Origin of the sequence: Dietzia maris (assembly GCF_036287335.1) — a bacterium.
Classification (GTDB): domain Bacteria; phylum Actinomycetota; class Actinomycetes; order Mycobacteriales; family Mycobacteriaceae; genus Dietzia; species Dietzia cinnamea.
In genome coordinates, this window is the sequence record NZ_CP143053.1 from 1,421,218 (window position 1) to 1,438,450 (window position 17,233).

Annotated in this window: 20 protein-coding genes; 6 read left to right on the plus strand and 14 right to left on the minus strand. The window is 71.4% G+C overall.

Going from position 1 to position 17,233, the window contains the following annotated elements; all coding sequences use genetic code 11:
- Positions 1-81 precede the first annotated feature (81 nt).
- Positions 82-684 carry a hypothetical protein gene (locus VYL96_RS06460; RefSeq protein WP_236885580.1) on the plus strand — a complete coding sequence of 201 codons (603 nt, stop codon included), beginning with the start codon at positions 82-84 and terminating at the stop codon, positions 682-684.
- Between the two features lie 6 nt (positions 685-690).
- Here the strand turns inward: VYL96_RS06460 and VYL96_RS06465 are convergent, their stop codons facing one another.
- Positions 691-1,398, minus strand: a complete 708-nt coding sequence (locus tag VYL96_RS06465; protein WP_131886569.1) for an NUDIX hydrolase — start codon at positions 1,396-1,398, stop codon at positions 691-693.
- Positions 1,399-1,530: 132 nt separating this feature from the next.
- Between VYL96_RS06465 and nadA the strand changes: the two genes are divergently transcribed.
- From nadA to VYL96_RS06480, 3 genes are all read left to right on the plus strand, one after another.
- Positions 1,531-2,562 (plus strand): quinolinate synthase NadA, encoded by a 1,032-nt coding sequence (gene nadA, locus VYL96_RS06470; RefSeq protein ID WP_207913608.1) that lies wholly within the window; start codon positions 1,531-1,533, stop codon positions 2,560-2,562.
- 92 nt (positions 2,563-2,654) lie between these two features.
- Entirely contained in the window at positions 2,655-3,491 is an 837-nt protein-coding gene (gene nadC, locus VYL96_RS06475) for a carboxylating nicotinate-nucleotide diphosphorylase (RefSeq protein WP_131886577.1), read from the plus strand.
- Positions 3,492-3,556: 65 nt separating this feature from the next.
- Positions 3,557-4,078, plus strand: a complete 522-nt coding sequence (locus VYL96_RS06480; RefSeq protein ID WP_131886567.1) for a hypothetical protein — start codon at positions 3,557-3,559, stop codon at positions 4,076-4,078.
- Positions 4,079-4,114: 36 nt separating this feature from the next.
- On the opposite strand, the gene VYL96_RS06485 is transcribed toward VYL96_RS06480, so the two are convergent.
- The 10 genes from VYL96_RS06485 to VYL96_RS06530 form a co-directional block, all read right to left on the minus strand.
- Positions 4,115-4,615, minus strand: a complete 501-nt coding sequence (locus VYL96_RS06485; RefSeq protein ID WP_131886566.1) for a hypothetical protein — start codon at positions 4,613-4,615, stop codon at positions 4,115-4,117.
- A gap of 69 nt (positions 4,616-4,684) precedes the next feature.
- Positions 4,685-5,575 (minus strand): cation diffusion facilitator family transporter, encoded by an 891-nt coding sequence (locus VYL96_RS06490; RefSeq protein WP_243699814.1) that lies wholly within the window; start codon positions 5,573-5,575, stop codon positions 4,685-4,687.
- Between the two features lie 97 nt (positions 5,576-5,672).
- On the minus strand, positions 5,673-6,203 hold the full coding sequence (locus tag VYL96_RS06495; RefSeq protein ID WP_131886564.1) for a substrate-binding periplasmic protein: 531 nt from the start codon (positions 6,201-6,203) through the stop codon (positions 5,673-5,675).
- Positions 6,204-6,228: 25 nt separating this feature from the next.
- The gene (locus VYL96_RS06500; protein WP_131886563.1) at positions 6,229-7,152 is read right to left on the minus strand and encodes an NAD(P)H-hydrate dehydratase; all 924 of its coding nucleotides are present in this window, start codon (positions 7,150-7,152) and stop codon (positions 6,229-6,231) included.
- Entirely contained in the window at positions 7,149-7,898 is a 750-nt protein-coding gene (locus VYL96_RS06505; protein ID WP_131886562.1) for a histidine phosphatase family protein, read from the minus strand. Before VYL96_RS06505 ends, VYL96_RS06500 begins: the two co-directional genes overlap by 4 nt.
- Positions 7,895-9,076 carry a zinc-dependent alcohol dehydrogenase gene (locus tag VYL96_RS06510; RefSeq protein ID WP_007627751.1) on the minus strand — a complete coding sequence of 394 codons (1,182 nt, stop codon included), beginning with the start codon at positions 9,074-9,076 and terminating at the stop codon, positions 7,895-7,897. Before VYL96_RS06510 ends, VYL96_RS06505 begins: the two co-directional genes overlap by 4 nt.
- Before the next feature lie 94 nt (positions 9,077-9,170).
- Positions 9,171-9,656 carry a hypothetical protein gene (locus VYL96_RS06515; RefSeq protein WP_131886561.1) on the minus strand — a complete coding sequence of 162 codons (486 nt, stop codon included), beginning with the start codon at positions 9,654-9,656 and terminating at the stop codon, positions 9,171-9,173.
- Entirely contained in the window at positions 9,653-10,633 is a 981-nt protein-coding gene (locus tag VYL96_RS06520; RefSeq protein WP_131886560.1) for a hypothetical protein, read from the minus strand. Before VYL96_RS06520 ends, VYL96_RS06515 begins: the two co-directional genes overlap by 4 nt.
- 5 nt (positions 10,634-10,638) lie before the next feature.
- Entirely contained in the window at positions 10,639-11,541 is a 903-nt protein-coding gene (locus VYL96_RS06525; protein WP_131886559.1) for a hypothetical protein, read from the minus strand.
- A 4-nt stretch (positions 11,542-11,545) separates the two neighbouring features.
- Positions 11,546-11,839 carry a hypothetical protein gene (locus VYL96_RS06530; RefSeq protein ID WP_131886558.1) on the minus strand — a complete coding sequence of 98 codons (294 nt, stop codon included), beginning with the start codon at positions 11,837-11,839 and terminating at the stop codon, positions 11,546-11,548.
- A gap of 330 nt (positions 11,840-12,169) precedes the next feature.
- On the opposite strand from VYL96_RS06530, the gene VYL96_RS06535 reads away from it, so the two are divergent.
- Positions 12,170-12,838 (plus strand): serine/threonine protein kinase, encoded by a 669-nt coding sequence (locus tag VYL96_RS06535; RefSeq protein ID WP_243699813.1) that lies wholly within the window; start codon positions 12,170-12,172, stop codon positions 12,836-12,838.
- A gap of 27 nt (positions 12,839-12,865) precedes the next feature.
- On the opposite strand, the gene VYL96_RS06540 is transcribed toward VYL96_RS06535, so the two are convergent.
- A complete protein-coding gene (locus VYL96_RS06540; protein ID WP_131886557.1) occupies positions 12,866-14,011 on the minus strand; it encodes an alkaline phosphatase family protein in 1,146 nt (381 codons plus the stop codon).
- Positions 14,012-14,080: 69 nt separating this feature from the next.
- Positions 14,081-15,982, minus strand: coding sequence for an HNH endonuclease signature motif containing protein (locus VYL96_RS06545; protein WP_329439657.1), 1,902 nt, complete (start codon positions 15,980-15,982; stop codon positions 14,081-14,083).
- Between the two features lie 214 nt (positions 15,983-16,196).
- Here VYL96_RS06545 and VYL96_RS06550 point away from each other — a divergent pair, with 214 nt between their 5' ends.
- Entirely contained in the window at positions 16,197-16,772 is a 576-nt protein-coding gene (locus VYL96_RS06550) for a hypothetical protein (RefSeq protein ID WP_131885233.1), read from the plus strand.
- A 60-nt stretch (positions 16,773-16,832) separates the two neighbouring features.
- On the opposite strand, the gene VYL96_RS06555 is transcribed toward VYL96_RS06550, so the two are convergent.
- The gene (locus VYL96_RS06555; protein ID WP_243699609.1) at positions 16,833-17,222 is read right to left on the minus strand and encodes an MmcQ/YjbR family DNA-binding protein; all 390 of its coding nucleotides are present in this window, start codon (positions 17,220-17,222) and stop codon (positions 16,833-16,835) included.
- Positions 17,223-17,233 lie beyond the last annotated feature (11 nt).

Below are 17,233 nucleotides of genomic sequence, written 5' to 3' on the forward strand. Positions count from 1 at the left end.
GCGCCACGCCGGGCGGGGCGGAGCCGGGTCCGATTACACCACAGCGGGTCGGCGGCACCGCCGTTGGTACAGTCGGGCCGCATGACCGGCCCGTCGTCGCCAGGTGTCGTGCGTTCGTCCGACCGTACGCCCCGCACCGCCCCGCGCGCGGCGGGCACACTCCTCGCCGTCGTCGTCCCGTTTCTCGCGGCTCTGGCGCTGTGGGCCGTCGCGGCCCCGCGCGCGGAGCTGCTGTCCGTCGGTGACGGGCGCGGCCTTCGGCTGGCCGATTCGGGTGCGGACGGTGGCAGTCAGTTGCTCACGCTCATCGTGCTCACCGGCTTCGCCACGGTGAGCGCGGTGCTCGTGCTCTGGCATCGGCACCCCGGCCTGCGGCGGCCGGGAGGCGTGCCCGCGCTCGCACTCGTGCCCGGGCTGGCGGCGGCGACGGCCGCGATGGCCGCCACGCCGCTGGCCGGTCTGCTCGCGGCACCCCCGGAGGACGCCCCGTACGGGCAGGTGGTGCGCCAGGCCCCGGCGGCGGGCGAACTCTTCTACGACCGGATGATCTACGGACTGTCCGGTCCGGCGTGGGACTGGTTCCCGCCCGGCGTCGGCTGGCTGGCCCTGGGGACGATGATCGCGGCGTTCACGATCGCCGCCCTGGCGTACCTCGACCCGTCGCCGGATCTGGGCGCCGACTGACGGGCGTCACCACCCGCTTCCGGTCGGCGGACGCAGGGTGGCGAACTGGTCGGTGATGCGCAGCCGTCTCTCCGCGAATCGGTACAGCCCCGCCGGCCGCCCACCCGCCGGGCCCGGGGGAGCGCTGCGTCCGCACGCCACGAGCTCGCGGCGGCGGGTCAGGACGCGCTGGAGGTTGGTCGGGTCCACCGGGTGTCCGAGTGCGGCCGCGTAGAGCTGCGCGAGGAAGGACAGCGTGAACTCCTCGGGCGCCAGGGCGAAGCCGAGGTTGGAGTAGGACAGTTTGGCCGCGAGGCGGTCGCGGGCGAGGGCGACGATGCCGGCGTGGTCGTACACCGTGTCCGGCAGCTCGTCCACGCGGAACCACCCGGTGTCGTCGGGGACGGCCGGGTCGGCGTCGCAGGGCAGCACGCCGAGGAAGCCGGAGGCGAACACGCGCCGACCGGGGACGCGGGCGGGATCAGAGAACTCGGCGACGGGTTCGAGGTGGCTCAGCGACCGCACGTCGACCTTCTCGGCGAGCTGCCGGGTGGCCGAGGTGGGCAGGTCCTCGTCGTCGCGGACGCCGCCACCCGGTAGCGCCCACCGCCCGGCTGCGGGGCCGAGAGAGTGCTGCCAGAGCAGCACGTGCAGGGCGGGTGCCGAGCCCTCGGAGACCGGTCGTACCTGGGTCACCACGACGAGTACCTCGTGACCGGTGTTACACTCCGTCATGTTTTCGATTATAAGTCGGAAACGCCCCCGGGCGGTTGCCGGAGGGCGCCGTGAGACTTCACCCGGGAGGGGGCAGCGTTGAGCACTGCCACAGGACACAGCACGACGGTCGCGCCGCGGCCCGGCACCGCGATCGGGCGCTTCGATTCGCCGCTCGCCGCGAGGATCCGCCACGACGGCTCGGTGTACACGGGCGTCGAACCCGACGCGGAGTGGGCCGCCGAGATCCGTCGGCTCGCCGCGGAGCGGGACGCGGTGATCCTCGCGCACAACTACGAGATCCCCGCCATCCAGGACATCGCCCACCACGTCGGCGACTCGCTGGCCCTGTCGCGCGTCGCGGCGGCGGCCGAGCAGTCGACCATCGTCTTCTGCGGCGTGCACTTCATGGCCGAGACCGCCAAGATCCTCTCGCCCGACAAGACCGTCCTCATCCCCGACGAGGCGGCGGGCTGCTCGCTGGCCGACTCCATCACCGCCGAGCAGCTGGCCGAGTGGAAGTCGGAGCACCCGGACGCCGTCGTGGTCTCCTACGTCAACACCACCGCGGCGGTGAAGGCGCTCACCGACATCTGCTGCACCAGCTCCAACGCCGTGGACGTGGTGGCCTCGATCGACCCCGACCGCGAGGTGCTCTTCCTGCCCGACCAGTTCCTCGGCCAGCACGTGCGCCGCAAGACGGGCCGGGACAACGTCCTCGTGTGGGCGGGCGAGTGCCACGTCCACGCCGCGATCAACGGCGACCAGCTCACCGCCAAGGCCGGGGCGCACCCGGGTGCGGAGCTCTTCGTCCACCCCGAGTGCGGCTGCGCGACCAGCGCGCTGCACCTGGCCACCGAGGGGGCGGTGCCCGCCGACCAGGTCAAGATCCTGTCCACCGGCGGCATGGTCGACGCCGCCCGCGCCTCGGGCGCCCGCGAGGTGCTCGTGGCGACGGAGGTCGGCATGATCCACCAGCTGCGCAAGGCCGCCCCGGAGATCGACTTCCTGCCGGTCAACGACCAGGCCAGCTGCCCGTACATGAAGATGATCACCCCGGCCGCGCTGCTGCGCGCCCTCGTCGAGGGCGCCGACGAGGTCCACGTCGACCCCGTGACCGCCGAGGCCGCGCGCGGGTCGGTCGAGCGGATGATCGCGATCGGCAACCCGGGGTCGGGGGAGTGAGCCGCCCGGACGTGCCGGCCGGAGCGGCACCGGGCGGGGCGCCCGCGGTCGACGACGACGAGCTATTCGATCCCGACACCCGTGCGGACGCGGTGGTAGCGATCCGTCGTGCGCTCGAGGAGGACCTGCGATACGGCCCGGACGCCACCTCGCTGGCCACGGTGCCGGCCGATGCCCGGGCGACCGCGCGGCTGGCGACCCGGGTCGACGGCGTCGTGGCGGGTCTTCCGCTGATCGAGATGGTGCTGGCCGAGGTGCTCGGCCGGGGCGCGGGCGGCTCCGGCTTCTCCGTGACCCTCCACGCCCGCGACGGCGACCGCGTGGCGGCCGGTGACGTCGTGGCCGAGATCAGCGCGCCCACCCTCGGGCTGCTCACCGCCGAGCGCACGCTGCTCAACCTGGTGTGCCACCTGTCCGGGGTCGCCACCGCCACCCGCGCGTGGGCCGACGAACTCACCGGCACGACGTGCGCGGTCCGCGACACGCGCAAGACGATGCCCGGCATGCGGCTGCTGCAGAAGTACGCGGTGCGGTGCGGCGGCGGGGTCAACCACCGCCTCGGCCTGGGCGACGCGGTACTCGTCAAGGACAACCACGTCGTCGCCGCCGGTGGGGTCCTCCCGGCGCTGACGGCGGTCCGCGAGCGCTTCCCGGAGCTGCCGTGCGAGGTCGAGGTGGACTCCCTGGAGCAGCTCGACGAGATGCTGGCCGCGGGCGTCGACCTGGTGCTGCTGGACAACTTCCCGGTGTGGCAGACGCAGATCGCGGTGCAGCGCCGCGACAAGGTCTCGCCGAGCACGCGGCTGGAGTCCAGCGGCGGACTCACGCTCGACGTGGCCGCCGACTACGCGCGCTGCGGCGTCGACTATCTCGCGGTCGGGGGCCTGACCCACTCCGTCGCAGTACTCGATCTGGGTCTGGACCTGTGAGGTCCGCCCCACAGGGGGCGTTCGGGCTCGGGCGCCGGGCGGCGGGCCGCGTAAAGTCGTCTGCCATGACGGGGTTCTGGGACTCAGGCGAGAAGAGCACGGCGGCGGAGCGACGACTGCAGCGGATGGAGGAGGCCCGGCGCCGCGTCGAGGCCGGGGAGAACACCTCCCCACCTCCGCCCCCCGCGCCCGCCAAGGCCTCCCGAACCCGGTCCGCCCGCGCGCCGAAGGCCGCGACCGTCGACCCGCTGTCGGTGTCCGGCGCCCAGTTCGCGGTGTGGCGCAGTGTGCAGCATTTCTGCATCACCGACTCGCCGCCCGACGCCCGCGGCGGAAACCTCGACCTGCTCGTCGCGTGGTCGGACTCCATCCAGCCGTTCCGCCTCCGCCAGCGGATCGTCGCCCGCCTGGACGACGAGGGCGCCTGGCTGCCGGTCTGCTACGCCAAGGACGGTTCCCGCGAATCCATCACCCAGGCGCAGGCCGAGCGGTACCGGGAGGCCCGCCTCGGCGAGACGACCCTGTCCGGCGGGGCGCAGAAGCCGCTCAAGGACACCGACCACCCGGACGAGACCGTCACCCTGTAGGACGCCCCGCGCGCCCCGGACCCGCCGGCGGGGCGGTCAGCGGTCGGCGAGCGAGAACCGCCGCCCCTCCGGCTGCGGGCCCGTCGCGACGACGACCTCCTCGGCCCCGGCCTTCGCGGCCGCCGCGTCGGTGGTCTCCTTGGCGGCGGTGACCTCGTCGTCGTGGTCCTCTCCCGCGGGGTCCCCCTCGCCGGTGGCGCGGACCATCTCACCGTCGCCGGGCAGCGGTTCGACCGTCACGATCGTCCCCTCGTCGAGCAGCGCGATGATCGCCGTGCGCGCGGCGCGGGCATAGCGCAGGTTCCGCAGGGCGGGCGTGTCGGTCTCGGGGGCGGACGGGTCGACGTCGACCAGCCGCAGCGGCTCGCCCGAGTGGGCGTCGTACGCCTCGCATACCGACTCGATCAGCTCGTCGAGTCCCAGGCTGTCGCGCTCGCCGAGCTTGTCCACGATGATCATGCGGGCCCGCTCCAACGCGGGCTGCTCGGGATCGGTGGCGGCGTCGATGGCGGTGCGGATGTCGTCGAGTGTGGTCATGCCCCGAGCCTGCCAGCCCTTACGGCGATCCGCAGCCGGTGCGCGGCCGGTGCGCGGCCGGTGCGCGCGTCAGCACGGCCGGTGCGCGTCCAGTACCTCCGGCACGACCGTGACCACGACGTCCTCGATCTTCCAGCTCAGCGCCGCCAGCCCCCGCCGGACCTCCGACAGCCGCTCGACGGTGACCTCCCGGCCCTCGGCGGGGACGAGGAAGGCCTCCACGTGGAAGACGTGCCCCTCGTCACGCACGCGCGCGCCGCGGTCCACCGCCCAGTCGACCTCGGCCAGCAGTGCGTCGATCTCGTAGACGAGCGGGTGGGGGTCGGTGCCGTCGAAGCGGGTGGGGCGCGCGTCGGCCAGCCCCTCGATCGCGCCGCGCAGATTGGACCAGCCGTCGCTGATGATCGACACGCTCACCACCAGCGCCGCGACCGCGTCCGCCCACCACAGCCCCAGGCCGATCCCGAACACCCCGACGATCGTGGCCAGACCGGTCTTCCAGTCGGCGCGGTTCATGGCGGCGTCGGCGTAGAGCACCTTGTCGTGCAGCGCCTCGGCCGGTGCGAGCTTCATCCGGCCGAGGATGAACGGCCCGATGACCGACAGCGCCATCACCACCACCATCAGCCACCCGGACCAGACGACGTGCCCGCCGATCTCCACCACCCCCAGCGGGGGCCGCTCTCCGGTGATCAGCCCGGTGCCCGAGTCGACGACGAGGAACACGCCCATGACCAGCAGCGACACACCGGCCACCAGGTGCCCGATCCCCACCGCCCGGTGGCGCCCGTACGGGAACCGCGCGCTCGGCGGGATCCTCGACACCCGTAGCGCCACGAGGAACGCGATCGGCGGCAGGAAGGACAACGAGTCCTCTATCCACGCCGCCTTCATCGCCTGAGACTGTCCCGAGACGGCGTACACCGCCGCGACCGTCACGGCGAGAACGGCGAGGGTCACCCACTCCAGCCGGATGGCGCGACGCAGTGCGGCCTGCTGCTCGTCGGGCAGGTCCCGACCTCACAGCGCAGTCGTCCCGCTCATGACGCCTCTTCGCTCATGACGCCTCTCCGGTTCCGGCGAGGTACGTCTCCAGCGCCACGAGCAGGGCGTTCTCGCCGAGCGGCGTGGCCATGACCATCTGCTCGGTGTCGCCGTCCGGCGTGACCTCATCGGCGTAGGGCCGGGTCACCGCCACCTCTTTCTCCCACGGGGTATCGGACGTCAGCCCGCCGACGACCACGTCGAGATCGCCGCGGACCATCGCCATCACCAGTTCGCTCTCCGCGCCGGGCGTCCATTCCACGTCGGCCCCGTGCTCGGCGGCGAACCCACGCACCAGGTCGACCTCCCGCCCGGCGACGCGCCCGTCGTCGTACACCTCGGTCCACGGCGGGTTCTCCGACACGCCCACGCGCAGCACGCCCCCGGCGATCCGGTCGAGGCTGCCGTCGGTGTCCCTGGGGAACGGTCCGCCACACGCGGCGGTCAGGGCACCCGTGAGGGTGAGAATGACGACGACGAGCGCGTTCGGTCCCCTGGCGCGGCGCGACCGGCCGACCGGGATCCCACGTTGCCGGACCTGCATGACTGACACCCTCCCGACGGTCTGCTCAGGACGAGAGTTCTACCAGGATCCCCGGAACCTCGGGGAGCAGCTCTCGGGCGAGGAAGCCCGTCGGACCCACCCGGCCGGACAGGCGCTCTCCGGCACGGCCGTGACAGTAGGTGGCCCACGCGGCGGCCTGTGCCGGTTCGGCCCCTCGGGCCAACAGTCCGGCGATGATGCCGGCCTTGACGTCGCCGGAACCGGAGACGCCGAGGCCGAACGATCCCGACTCGTCCCGCCAGAGATGGCCGTCCGGGGTGGCGATCCACGAGGTCGAGGTGCCGGACACGACGACCGCCCCGGCGCGGCGCGCGAGTTCGGTGACGTGCGCGGGCGTGTCGGCCTCGACGTCGTCCTCGTCCACCCCCAGGGTGCGCGAGAGTTCTTTGGGGTTCGGGCTGAGGACGACGCGGCCGTCGAGGTGCTCGAGGCCGTCGGGGTACTCGGTGACGTACGCCATGCCGAGCGCGTCCAGCACCAGGGTGGTCTCCAGCCGGGGGATCACCTCGGCGAGCAGGTCCGTCGCGGTGGTCTTGTCCGCGATGCCGGGGCCGAGGACGACGGCGTCGCAGGATTTCGCGAGCCCGACGATCGTCTCGGCGCCCACCGCCGCGAGCTCCCCGTCCTCGCGTTCGGGCAGTCCCACGGTCTTGGATTCGGGGATGTGGATCGCCAGGCCGGGCGCGACCGTCTCGGCCGTGGCGATCTGCAACTTGCCCGCGCCGCTGCGCAGCGCGGCCTCGCCGGCCAGTTTCACCGCCCCCGGGGTGGCCCGGCTGCCGCCCACGACGATCACCCGTCCACGGCCCTCCTTGCCCCCGCCGGGCGGGGGCAGTGGCCAGTCACGCAGGAGATGAGGCGTGAGGACCGCCCCGGCCCCGCTGGCACCGCCGGTCGTGTCGCCGCTCGTCGTGTCGCCGCTCGTCATGTCGCAGCCTCTTCCTGCGTCGTCGGCGTTTCACGCGTCGTCGGCGCGTCCGCCCGCTCTACAGCCGTGGTGTCAGCGTAGCGCTCGAGCGCGAGCTGATCGTTCACGCGCCGGTAGGTCGTCACCGAGCAGTTGGGCAGCGGGTTCTCGCGGTCGATCGTCAGGACGTCGTGCTCGGCCATCTGCTCGAGCGCCACGCGGAAGCACATGATGACCGCCTGGTGACTGAACACGCACACCCGCTCGCCGGGGTACTGCTGGCGCAGGTCGGTGAGCAGGTAGCGCACCCGCAGCAGCACGTCGGTCCAGCTCTCGCCGCCGGGCGGGCGGTAATAGAATTTGCCGATCCGGTCCCGCCGCTCGGCCTCCTCCGGGTAGCGCTCCCGGATGCCCCGGCCGGTGTAACCGTCCAGGATCCCCAGATCGCGCTCCCGCAGGCGCTCGTCGGTGAGCAGGGTCGCCCCGCCCGCCGCGCCGCCCGCCGACTCAAGCGCGAGGGCCGCGGTGTCGGCCGCCCGGCGGTACGGCGAGGTCAGCCACACGGTGGGCCGGAGCTCCTCCGGTAGCTCGCCGAGCCAGGCGCCCACCGCGCGCGCCTGGCCGCCCCCGACGTCCGACAACGGGGTGTCGGCGTCACGGTGGTCGAGGTCGAGGCGGTGGGCGCCCGCGGCGCGGGCGCGGTCGTCGGCGACGTTGCCGATGCTCTGTCCGTGGCGGATCAGCAGGAGCCGCGCGAGTTCTGTCACGGCTGGAGGACCACCTTCACCGCGCCGTCCTGCTTCTTCTGGAACATCTCGTACGCGCGCGGGGCGTCCGCCAGCGGCAGCCGGTGGGTCGCGAAGTCGTCGACACCCAGCGGGTCGTCGTCGGTGAGCAGCGGCATGATGTCGGGCACCCAGCGCTTGACGTTGGCCTGACCCATTTTCAACGTGATCTGCTTGTCGAACAGCGTGAGCATGGGCAGGGGATCGGCGCTTCCGCCGTACACGCCGGACAGGGAGATCGTTCCACCGCGGCGCACGATGTCGATCGCCGAGTAGAACGCGTCGAGCCGGTCGACGCCGGCGTTCTCCATCATCTTCTTGCCGAGGAACTTCGGCAGCATGCCCACGGCCGCGTGCGCGGCGCTGGCGGCCGGGGAGCCGTGGGCCTCCATGCCCACGGCGTCGACGACCGAGTCGGGGCCGCGCCCGCCCGTCATGTCGCGGATGACGTCGCCCAGTTCGCCGGGGACGTCAGTGGGGTCGATGACCTCGACGCCGCGGTGGGCCTGGCGTGCGCGCCGCTCGGGGACGGGGTCCACACCGATGACGCGGTGCCCGTGGTGGGCGGCGATCCGGGCCGCCATGTCACCGATCGGCCCCAGGCCCAGCACGACGACCGTGCCGCCGTCGGGGATCTCGGCGTAGTCGACCGCCTGCCACGCGGTGGGCAGGACGTCCGACAGGTAGAGGTAGCGGTCGTCGGCGTGCTCATGCGGCACCTTGATGGTGGTGTTCTGCGCCTGGGGCACGCGCAGGTACTCGGCCTGCCCGCCGGAGACGCTGCCGTACAGCTCGGAGTACCCGAACAGCATCGCGCCCATACCCTGGTCGCGGACCTGGGTGGTCTCGCACTGGGTGTTGAGGCCCTTGTCGCACATGTAGCAGTGCCCGCAGGAGATCTGGAACGGCATGACCACGCGGTCGCCGGGCTTGAGGTCGGTCACCTCGGCGCCGACCTCCTCGACGATCCCCATCGGCTCGTGGCCGAGGATGTCGCCCTCGTGCATGAACGGCCCGAGGACCTCGTACAGGTGCAGGTCGGAACCGCAGATGTTGGTGCTGGTGATCTTGACGATCGCGTCGGTGGGCTCCTGGATCCTGGGATCGGGGACGTCCTCGACGCGGACGTCGCGCTTGCCGTGCCAGGTGACTGCCTTCATATTAGGGCTCCTCTCTGGTCGTGCTGTGCGCCTTCACGCATACTCCCGACCGTAGTAACGACCCCGTCGGCCCGCATCCGGTGGACGCGCCCGGTCAGCCCAGCGCCCGCAGGACGTCCGAGTGCGTCGTCACCTGGTCGGTGAAGGTCGTGACCACCACCTGACGCAGCACCGTGGCGCCGCCGTCCTGCCACACGGTGGCGATCGTCGACGCGGTGAGCTCGTGAGGGCCCACGCGGAACCCGCCGAGGGTGTCCGAGACCAGTCGACCCCGGTCGTCCACCACCCTGTCGGCGGCCCGCACCCGCCATCGTTCGAGCGTCGCGGCCGTGTCGTCGAGCCGGTCCAGCAACGTTCCGAGGTCGACCGCGGGGGTGAGGCGTGCCAGCGAGATGATGACGGTCGGTTGGAACCCCTCGCGATACAACCGGGGGTGTGCCCAGATCGCGACGTTCGGCACCGGTTCGTTCTGGTCCAGGAGCTGCCACCCGTCGCCGGGGTCGAGCCGGGCGAGGGAGGGGTCGTCCAGCGGTTCGAGAACCCTGCCGCCGGCCTCGAGGAACTCTGTGAGCGTCGTCATGGCGTGTCCCCTTCTTCGGCGCGAACGATCTCGCCCGTGGTCCGATCCCACCGATCGCCGACGCGCATCGTTCGACGGATGTTCCAGTCCGGACCCACGAAGAACTCGGCGCACTCGGGGGTGTCCAGCAGTGGCCGGAGCCCGGGGTTCTCCACGAGGAGGTAGATGGCGTTGATGAGAGTGTTCGGCTCGATCTTGTAACCGGAGCAGTCCACGCCGATCACGTCCTGATCGTCGATACGGAAGAGCATGGTTTTCCTTCTGGTCTCCACTCCTTCGCGAACGAACATCTGGACCCCCGCGCGGAGATTGCGGTGGGAGGGCCGGTGAATCTCGCCAGGGCCCCCGTTCTTGATGTTGGCGTCGCACACGGGTCGGAGTGCGGTGACGGAGTCCCACGGGATGGTGGCCTGGAAGTACCCGCGCGTGTAGTGCAGCGCCCCGGGTGTGAAGACGAGCGCGCGACGGTGACCTCCGGCGACGAGGGACCAGCCGACCAGGGTCATGCCCGCCCACCCGATCGCCAGGGCCACGTAGGCCGAGACCTGAGACCAGAGGTTGTCGTAGTCGGGATCGGAGAACCAGTGGATCAGCGCCCATGAGCTCAGCGTCATCGCGACCACGAAAGGAATGTGGAGGCGCCAGTGCCCGTATGCGGGAATCGGTGTTCGGGGTTCATCGATTCGGGGTGGAGTCCTGAGGTGGACGAAACCTGTGGCGGTCGGAACGAGCACGGCGACCATCGCATTGGACCCGAGATACGCGAGCTCCACGGGGTCGGGCCGCTCGGAGTACGCGGCGCGCACCGGGTCGATGACACCGAGAAACCACCAGACGTCGATCGACGTGGCAGCCCATATGACCTGTCCGGCGTACCAACACAGGGCCGCGAACGCCAGCAGCCAACGAGGGTTCTGGGCGACGCGGTAGGTCCACTCGATGGTCCGGGCGGCAGAGTCCGGTGCTGGTTGGGACATCACCCTCACCCACCTTGCCGCTGGTCGTCGAATCGGTCGCGGAGGTGCGTGGACGCCTTGGCGCTGGCAATCGTGCCGAGGACGATGCCCCCGAGTACTCCGGCCACCGTCCCCGCGCCGGGAACGATGCTTCCGGCCAGGCCACCCGCTACGGCGGAACCGACGATGCTCGCCGCGAGCCCCGCTCCGAGACCGGCGCCCTCGGCGGCGAGCGTCTCCGTCAACGGCTCGTCCTCCGGCGCGCCGTACACCCCGGCCACGAAGCTCAGCGCAGACCCGAACGGGCCGAGCCCCTTGGCGACGACTCGGGTGCTGCGCAGTCCGTCGTCGCCGGCGGCGATCGCGGCGGCCAGTGGTTCCGTCATCACCGAGTTCACCACGCCGACGGTGATCGTCTTGGCATCGACGTTGTTGCTGTGGTCGGCAATGGTCTCGTAGAGACGGGTGAGCTTGTCCGCCGTCTCGACGTCCAGAGAGTCGATCGCACGGAGCGCGTCCTTGACGGTCACTTCGAGCTCGCGGAGTTCTCGCACCCGGGTCGCCTCCATGTCGGGAGGACACACCACGCTCCCGTCCTCCGCGACCGTCGCCCCCTGTCGGAGTACCGCCTCCACGCCCGCTTGCAGCCGATCACGGTGGATGGCAACGGATCGAGCGAACGACGACAGGGGATTCGCGGTGCTGCGCAGGTCGTCGCCGAGTGCGGATGTGCGCCGACGCAGATCCTGAACCGATGAGCGCGCCGCATCGACGGACTGACCCTCCATCCCGTCCAGCACCCTCTCCGCATCGTCCCGCAGCCGGTCCGCGACGTCATCCGTCGCGGTGATACCCGCGCGGACCGCGCTCAGGCGCGATTCTGCGTCGTCGACCTGCCACGCGAGTGCGTCGCTGACCTGTATCGGCACCGGTTCACCTCCCGCCGAACATCGCGGCGTTGCCGCCGTCCGCCGTGACGATGACCCCGGTCGCGGTCCGGAGGCGGCCCGCCTCCTCCGACAAGTCGGAGCTCAGCCTGTCGCCGGACTGACTCAGCCGCGCGCCGAGTGTGCTCGCGATGGCCGCGACCCTGCTGCCCCTCACGGCATTCGCCAGTGCGGTGAGGTCGCCCTCCGGGGTGATCCCGCCGATCTGGTCGCCGTATCCGTCCACGCGCCGGGCGAGATCCGTCAGTTCGACCGGCGTGACGTCGAGCGGCCCGGTCATCGTGGCCCCACCGTGGGTCCGACCACCATCCGCGCCGATTTCCCCTGACGGTCCCGCGCATCCCGGTGGAAGCAGCCTGGTGCTCTGGTGGCGCTCGTCGTCGTCGTCGTTCTCATACCCGAGTTCTCATATCCGCCTCGCCGGCCGTGGTGGCGTCGCTGTTGGTCCCGTGCGCCGTATTTCCGTGCACCCTGTTCGACGCGCGGGATCGCCGGTTCGGTTCCACGCCTCCCTGGCTCGATTCGAAGACTTTTGGACCCCGCCGCGGATAAAATAATCGTCATTCAGACGGAATCGGTCGGAGACCCGGCCCTGTCGACGGTGGTGGACATGACCAGATCGCCCGGGAACGGCTGGGACACCGATGACTGGCGGTACGCGCCGTACAACGACCTCCGGTCGCCGGGTCGGAACACTGCGGTATGGGTGCTGGGCGGGATCGTCGTGGTGCTGCTCCTCGTGCTCGCAGCGAGGGTCGGTTACCTCGTCGCGTCGCAGGACGATCAGCCCACCGCTGCGCCCGGTGCGGCTCCCATCACGGCTCCCGTAGCGACGGAGAGCCCGGTCGTCCCGTCGGCGGAGGCGCCGAGCTCGCCGTCCGCGCCGACTCCACAGGCGGCGCCGGCGGCCCCGAGGGCGCCGGCCGCGCCGCAACCCGCCGCGACCGTCGGTGACCTGGGACTCGACACACCGATGTCCCGGCCGGCGTGTGACGGCCGGGGGATCGTCGTCCTCTATTCTGCGGTCACCCCGGGCTCCTACGCCCAGGAGATCGCTTCTGCCTTGGCCAGGTTCCCGGGAGCGTCCTACCTACGCACGGACATGGCGTGTCCGTCACTGCGGCCGCGCGACGAGAACGGCAACGTCATCTACGCCGTCTACCGGGCGTCGGGTTACACCCGGCAGGAACTGTGCGCAGATGTCCGCGCGGCAGGGCCCCCGGCCTACGGTCGGTGGCTGGACACCACCAGCGATCCGTCGGTTCTCGTGACCTGCTGACGCCGGCGTGGGGCGCCGACGCCGGGATCACCGGAGGATGAGCGGGATGTGTTGCTCCGCCGCGGTGTTGGCGCCGTGGTGGCCCAGGAGGGACGACTCCATCGGCTCGTGCTCCGACCGCGAGAGGATGACGCCGCCGCTCGCGATGGCGATGACATCACCGAGCCGGTCGGCGTAGGTGCGATCGGGGCCGAAGAGACGCTCGTCAAAGGCCTGCTCGCGGCTGATCACGCGGGCGTGACCGGCCAGTTCGGCTCGCCACGCGTGGAGGACGTCGTCCGCTGCGCCCGGGCGGGCGTAAGCGTGACGGACGCGAGCTTCGCCGGCGACGATCTCGACATCGGCGAGGAGTGCGGGCGTGTGGTCGATATCGACGACGGTCTCGGCGTTGACCATTCCGTGGTCCGCGGTGACGATGAGTCTGCAGTCGCGGGGGAGATCGGTGGCGAGGTCGGCGATGAAGGCGTCGACAGCGCGGAGCGACTCCAGCCACTCCGGAGAGCCGGGGCCGTGGATGTGTCCGATGAGGTCGAGGTCGCCGTAGTACGCGTAGACGAAGCGCCTGGATCGCGAGGGGCGGCCCACAGCGTCGATCACTCCCTGCTTCACCTCGTCGAGGGAGACAGCAGAGCGAAAGTCCCCGTCCGCCCGGAAGGCCGCCCGGGTCAGTCCTGATTCGCGGAACTCCTCACGCATCACGTAGGTGACGTCGATGCCGTCTGAGGCGAGATGTTCGAGCAGGCTCGACCGTTGCTGGATTCTCCGCGGTGGGAAGCGATCCATCGCCGACGGCCCGCCCGCCGAGTCGAGGGTCCAGCGCAACGGATTGAACGAGACGGCGGTGTTGTCGGCGTCGTCCGAGATTCGGAAGCTGTACCCCACAATCCCATGCTTGGAACACGGAGCGCCTACGGCGAGGCTCGTCAGGCTGGTCGCGGTCGTCGCCGGGAAGCCCGCGGAGATCATCCGGGAGGACATGACGGCGAGCGTCGGGGCGTCGGTGGCGTACCGGCGGATCAGCTCGGCGCCGAGACCATCGACGAGAACCAGGACGGCGTCGCTAGCTGGCGCGATCGCGAGCGGGTTGTGGTGGCCGGAGCCCAGCGACGCAGCGATAGACGGCATGACATCGGCCAGCGAATGGGCGGAGGGCTCGATCGGGATCTCTGTCATGACTTCACCATCCCTCATCCCTCGCTGGTGAGGGCGGTAACCGGCGGCTCGCCCGCCGCGGCGACAGCCTCAGAAGGGTGGTGGTGGTTGGAGGAGTTCGTCGAGGTGCTCATGCAGTGCGCGGAGGATGGCTTTTTCCAGGGCGCTGTCGGTGGGTTTGTTGCGTTCCCACCAGCGACTGGCTTCGGCTGGGGTCACCCTTCCGCGCGGGGCCGGGTCCGAGTGCGGGGCGGCGTCGGTCTCGGCAGGCGCCGCGGCGGGCGAGCTGCCCGCGGTCTCGTCCGCGGCCTCGGGTGGCGGCGTGGTCGACTCGGCTGCGTTGCGGGCGGCGGTGCGGGCGCGTTCGCGGGCCAGGCGTTGGGCGCGGCGGGCGAAGTAGGTCGCCTCGTCCAGGACCCCGGCCCCGATGTCGGGGCTGGGGTTGCGGCGTTGCTGACGTGCCCAGGCATCAGCCTCGTCGCGTTGTTGCTCGCGCCGGTACTGGGCCAGCGGCCCGTCGGGGCGGGTGAGCATGACGGTGCCGTCGGGGGTCGTCACGATCAGGGTGCCGTCGGGTTGGAGCTGGTAGGTCCAGTCGGAGAAGGTTTTGAACCGGTGATGGCGCCGGCACTGGGCCACCAGGTTCGCCTCCACCGTCTGGCCACCGGCGGCGGGGTCGGCGTGGTTGAACGGCACCACATGATCCAGGTCGCAGTCGTCGGCGGGGATCGTGCACCCGGGGTGGCGGCAGGTGCCGTCGCGGAGCCGGACCCGGCGCGCCAACTGGGCACCGGGCCGGTACCTCAGGGCGGCGTCGGTGTCGTCGGCGGCGCCGATGCGGGGATCGACCTGCTCGAAGGTGGCCCCATCCGAGGTGGCGAGCATCTCCATCAGGGTCTGCAGGGCCGCCTCGCCGGTGCGGGTGAACTCCACTCGCGCGCCGTGTTCGTCGCGGCCGTTGTCGCCGGTGGCGATGACGGTGACCTTCGGCCGCAACACCGGCGCCAGCCCTTGCCCGGCGCCCCCGGTGCCGCTGGCGGCCGCGCCCGCTGGGCTGTCGGCGCCATCGGCGTCGGTGCCGGGCCGGTTGGGGGTGTCGCCGCAGATGAGGGACATCAGGGCGTCGGCGCGGCGTTCGGCTTTGGAGTAGTTCGGCTCCGGCTCGACAGGCTCATCCGGGTCGGTGTCGGGGTCGGCGGCCCGCGCCGCGGCGGCCGCGGCGGTGGCGTCGGTGTCGGCGGCCTGGTGTTCGGCGACGCGTTGGTCGAGGGCTTCGGCCAGGACGGCGGCTTCCTCGGTGGCCAGCAGGGCGGAGACGCTGGACATGCCGTCGACGCCCTTGCCGATGCGTACGCCGCGGGTGCGGCTGGCGTCTTCTTTGCGTAGCCGGATGGCGTCGGGGTCGTGGCGGCCAATGACGGCGTCGACCTCATCGCGCAGGGCCTTGTCGCCCAGGCGGATCCCGGCGGCGACACCGTTGAGGTAGTCCTCGACGACCTGGCGCTGGACCTGCTCCAACACGTCCCCGCGGACGGTGGCCATCTGCCGGGCCAGCAGTTCGGCGACGCGTTGTTCCATCAGCCCGGCGGCCATGGCCTCCAGGATGGCCGGGTAGCGGGTGTGTAGTTCCCAGGAGAAGGACAGCATCTTCTCGGCGCGCCTGGCGGAGATGGACATCGTCGCCACCACATACCCTGCCGCGGCGACGAGCCCGTCGACGACGGCGTGGCCGGGGCGGGCCTCGTGGCTGCCGTCGATACCGTGGCCGTACTCGCGCCAACATTCCTGCAGCAGGGCGTAGCAGGCGACCAGGCGCTGCGCCGCCGCGCGGTTCTCGGTCGCCCACCCCTCGCGCGCCGCCGCCGTCAAGCCCGTCAACGCCGCCGGGCCGGACGAGCCGGCGGGGCGAGAGGAACCGGCGGGGTCGGAGGAGTCGGCAGCGCCGAAAGGGGACGCAGGGCCGCCGGCCGTGCGCTCGGAATCGCCGTCCATGCCCCACCCCTGTGGTCGACTGTGCGGCCGCACCGCGGCCGTCTCGAATACGTGTTCTATTCTACGTCCACGTGTTCGACACCACAAGGCCTACGTGGGTGGAACTGAGAAAGACCACGCATTGGCAACGACGCTTCGGGGGCTCGAGATTTATGGGACCCTCATTAACTGATCGGGGGAGACCGCCCGACGCACCGGAGTTCGGAGGCTCACCATGACCAAGTCAATCGCGTACGTCGGCGCACTGGCCGCGGCCCTGCTCGTCGCCTCGGCGGGCACTGCAGCAGCTCAGAGCTCTGATCCTGCGGACACCGGCTCGATCCCGGGCTCCGCGGCCGCCGATGGCGAGAAGAATACGGGTGCCGAGAGCGGCAGCGGTGCAGGCGCCGAGGACGGCGAGACCGGCCAGCTGGGCGAACTCGGTGAGCTGCTTCCCGGCTCGGTCACGGGGTCGCTGCCCGGCTACGCCTCGGGGCCGCTCGGTTCCGCGGCCACCTTCGCCTGCAACGTCGGCAGCGCCGCCGGCCTGGCCGCGAATGCGATCGGGGCCCCGCTGCAGGTGCCGGTCGGCGTGATCTGCGCGGTCCTCAACCCCGCTGCACGGTCCGCCGACGCCCTGCTGGCAGGAGACGTCGACGGATCGGTCAGCGCTGTCCTCAGCGGAGTGCCGCTCGTGGGCGGCTCGCTGGCGGATCAGCTCGACACCTCGTCGGCCACCGAGTCGGTCGAGGGATCGGTGGGCGAGCAGCTCGGCTCGCTGACCGAGACGTCGTTGTCGCCTGCGAACTGAGCCGAGACGGCGAGAGCCCGCGCCGGACAGCGGCCGCCGCGCCGACCGGCCCAGCCGCGGTCAGGCCCGCTGCCCGCGGCCGAAGGTCTCCGGCTCGACGGGCTGCTGGCCCTTCGGCAGCCCGGCCACGACGAGACGGTAGGACTCGGTGACGAGCTCGTCGACCATCTCGGCGGTCAGGGTTCCGCCCGGATGCAGCGAGATCCAGTGCTGCTTGTTCATGTGGTAGCCGGGAGTGATGTCGGCGTGCGCGGCGCGGAGGGACATCGAGTCCGAGGGCAGCGCTTTGAGGATCACCTGGGGCTCGCCCTCGACCTCGGCGCGGAACATGAACATCTTGCCGCGGACCTTGAACACGTCGAAGTCCGGGCCGAACGGGAACTCCAGGGTGGACGCCGGAAGCTCACGCGCCCTCGCGGCCGCGCACTTCTGGAGTTCCCGTCCGTTCACACGGTCGACGC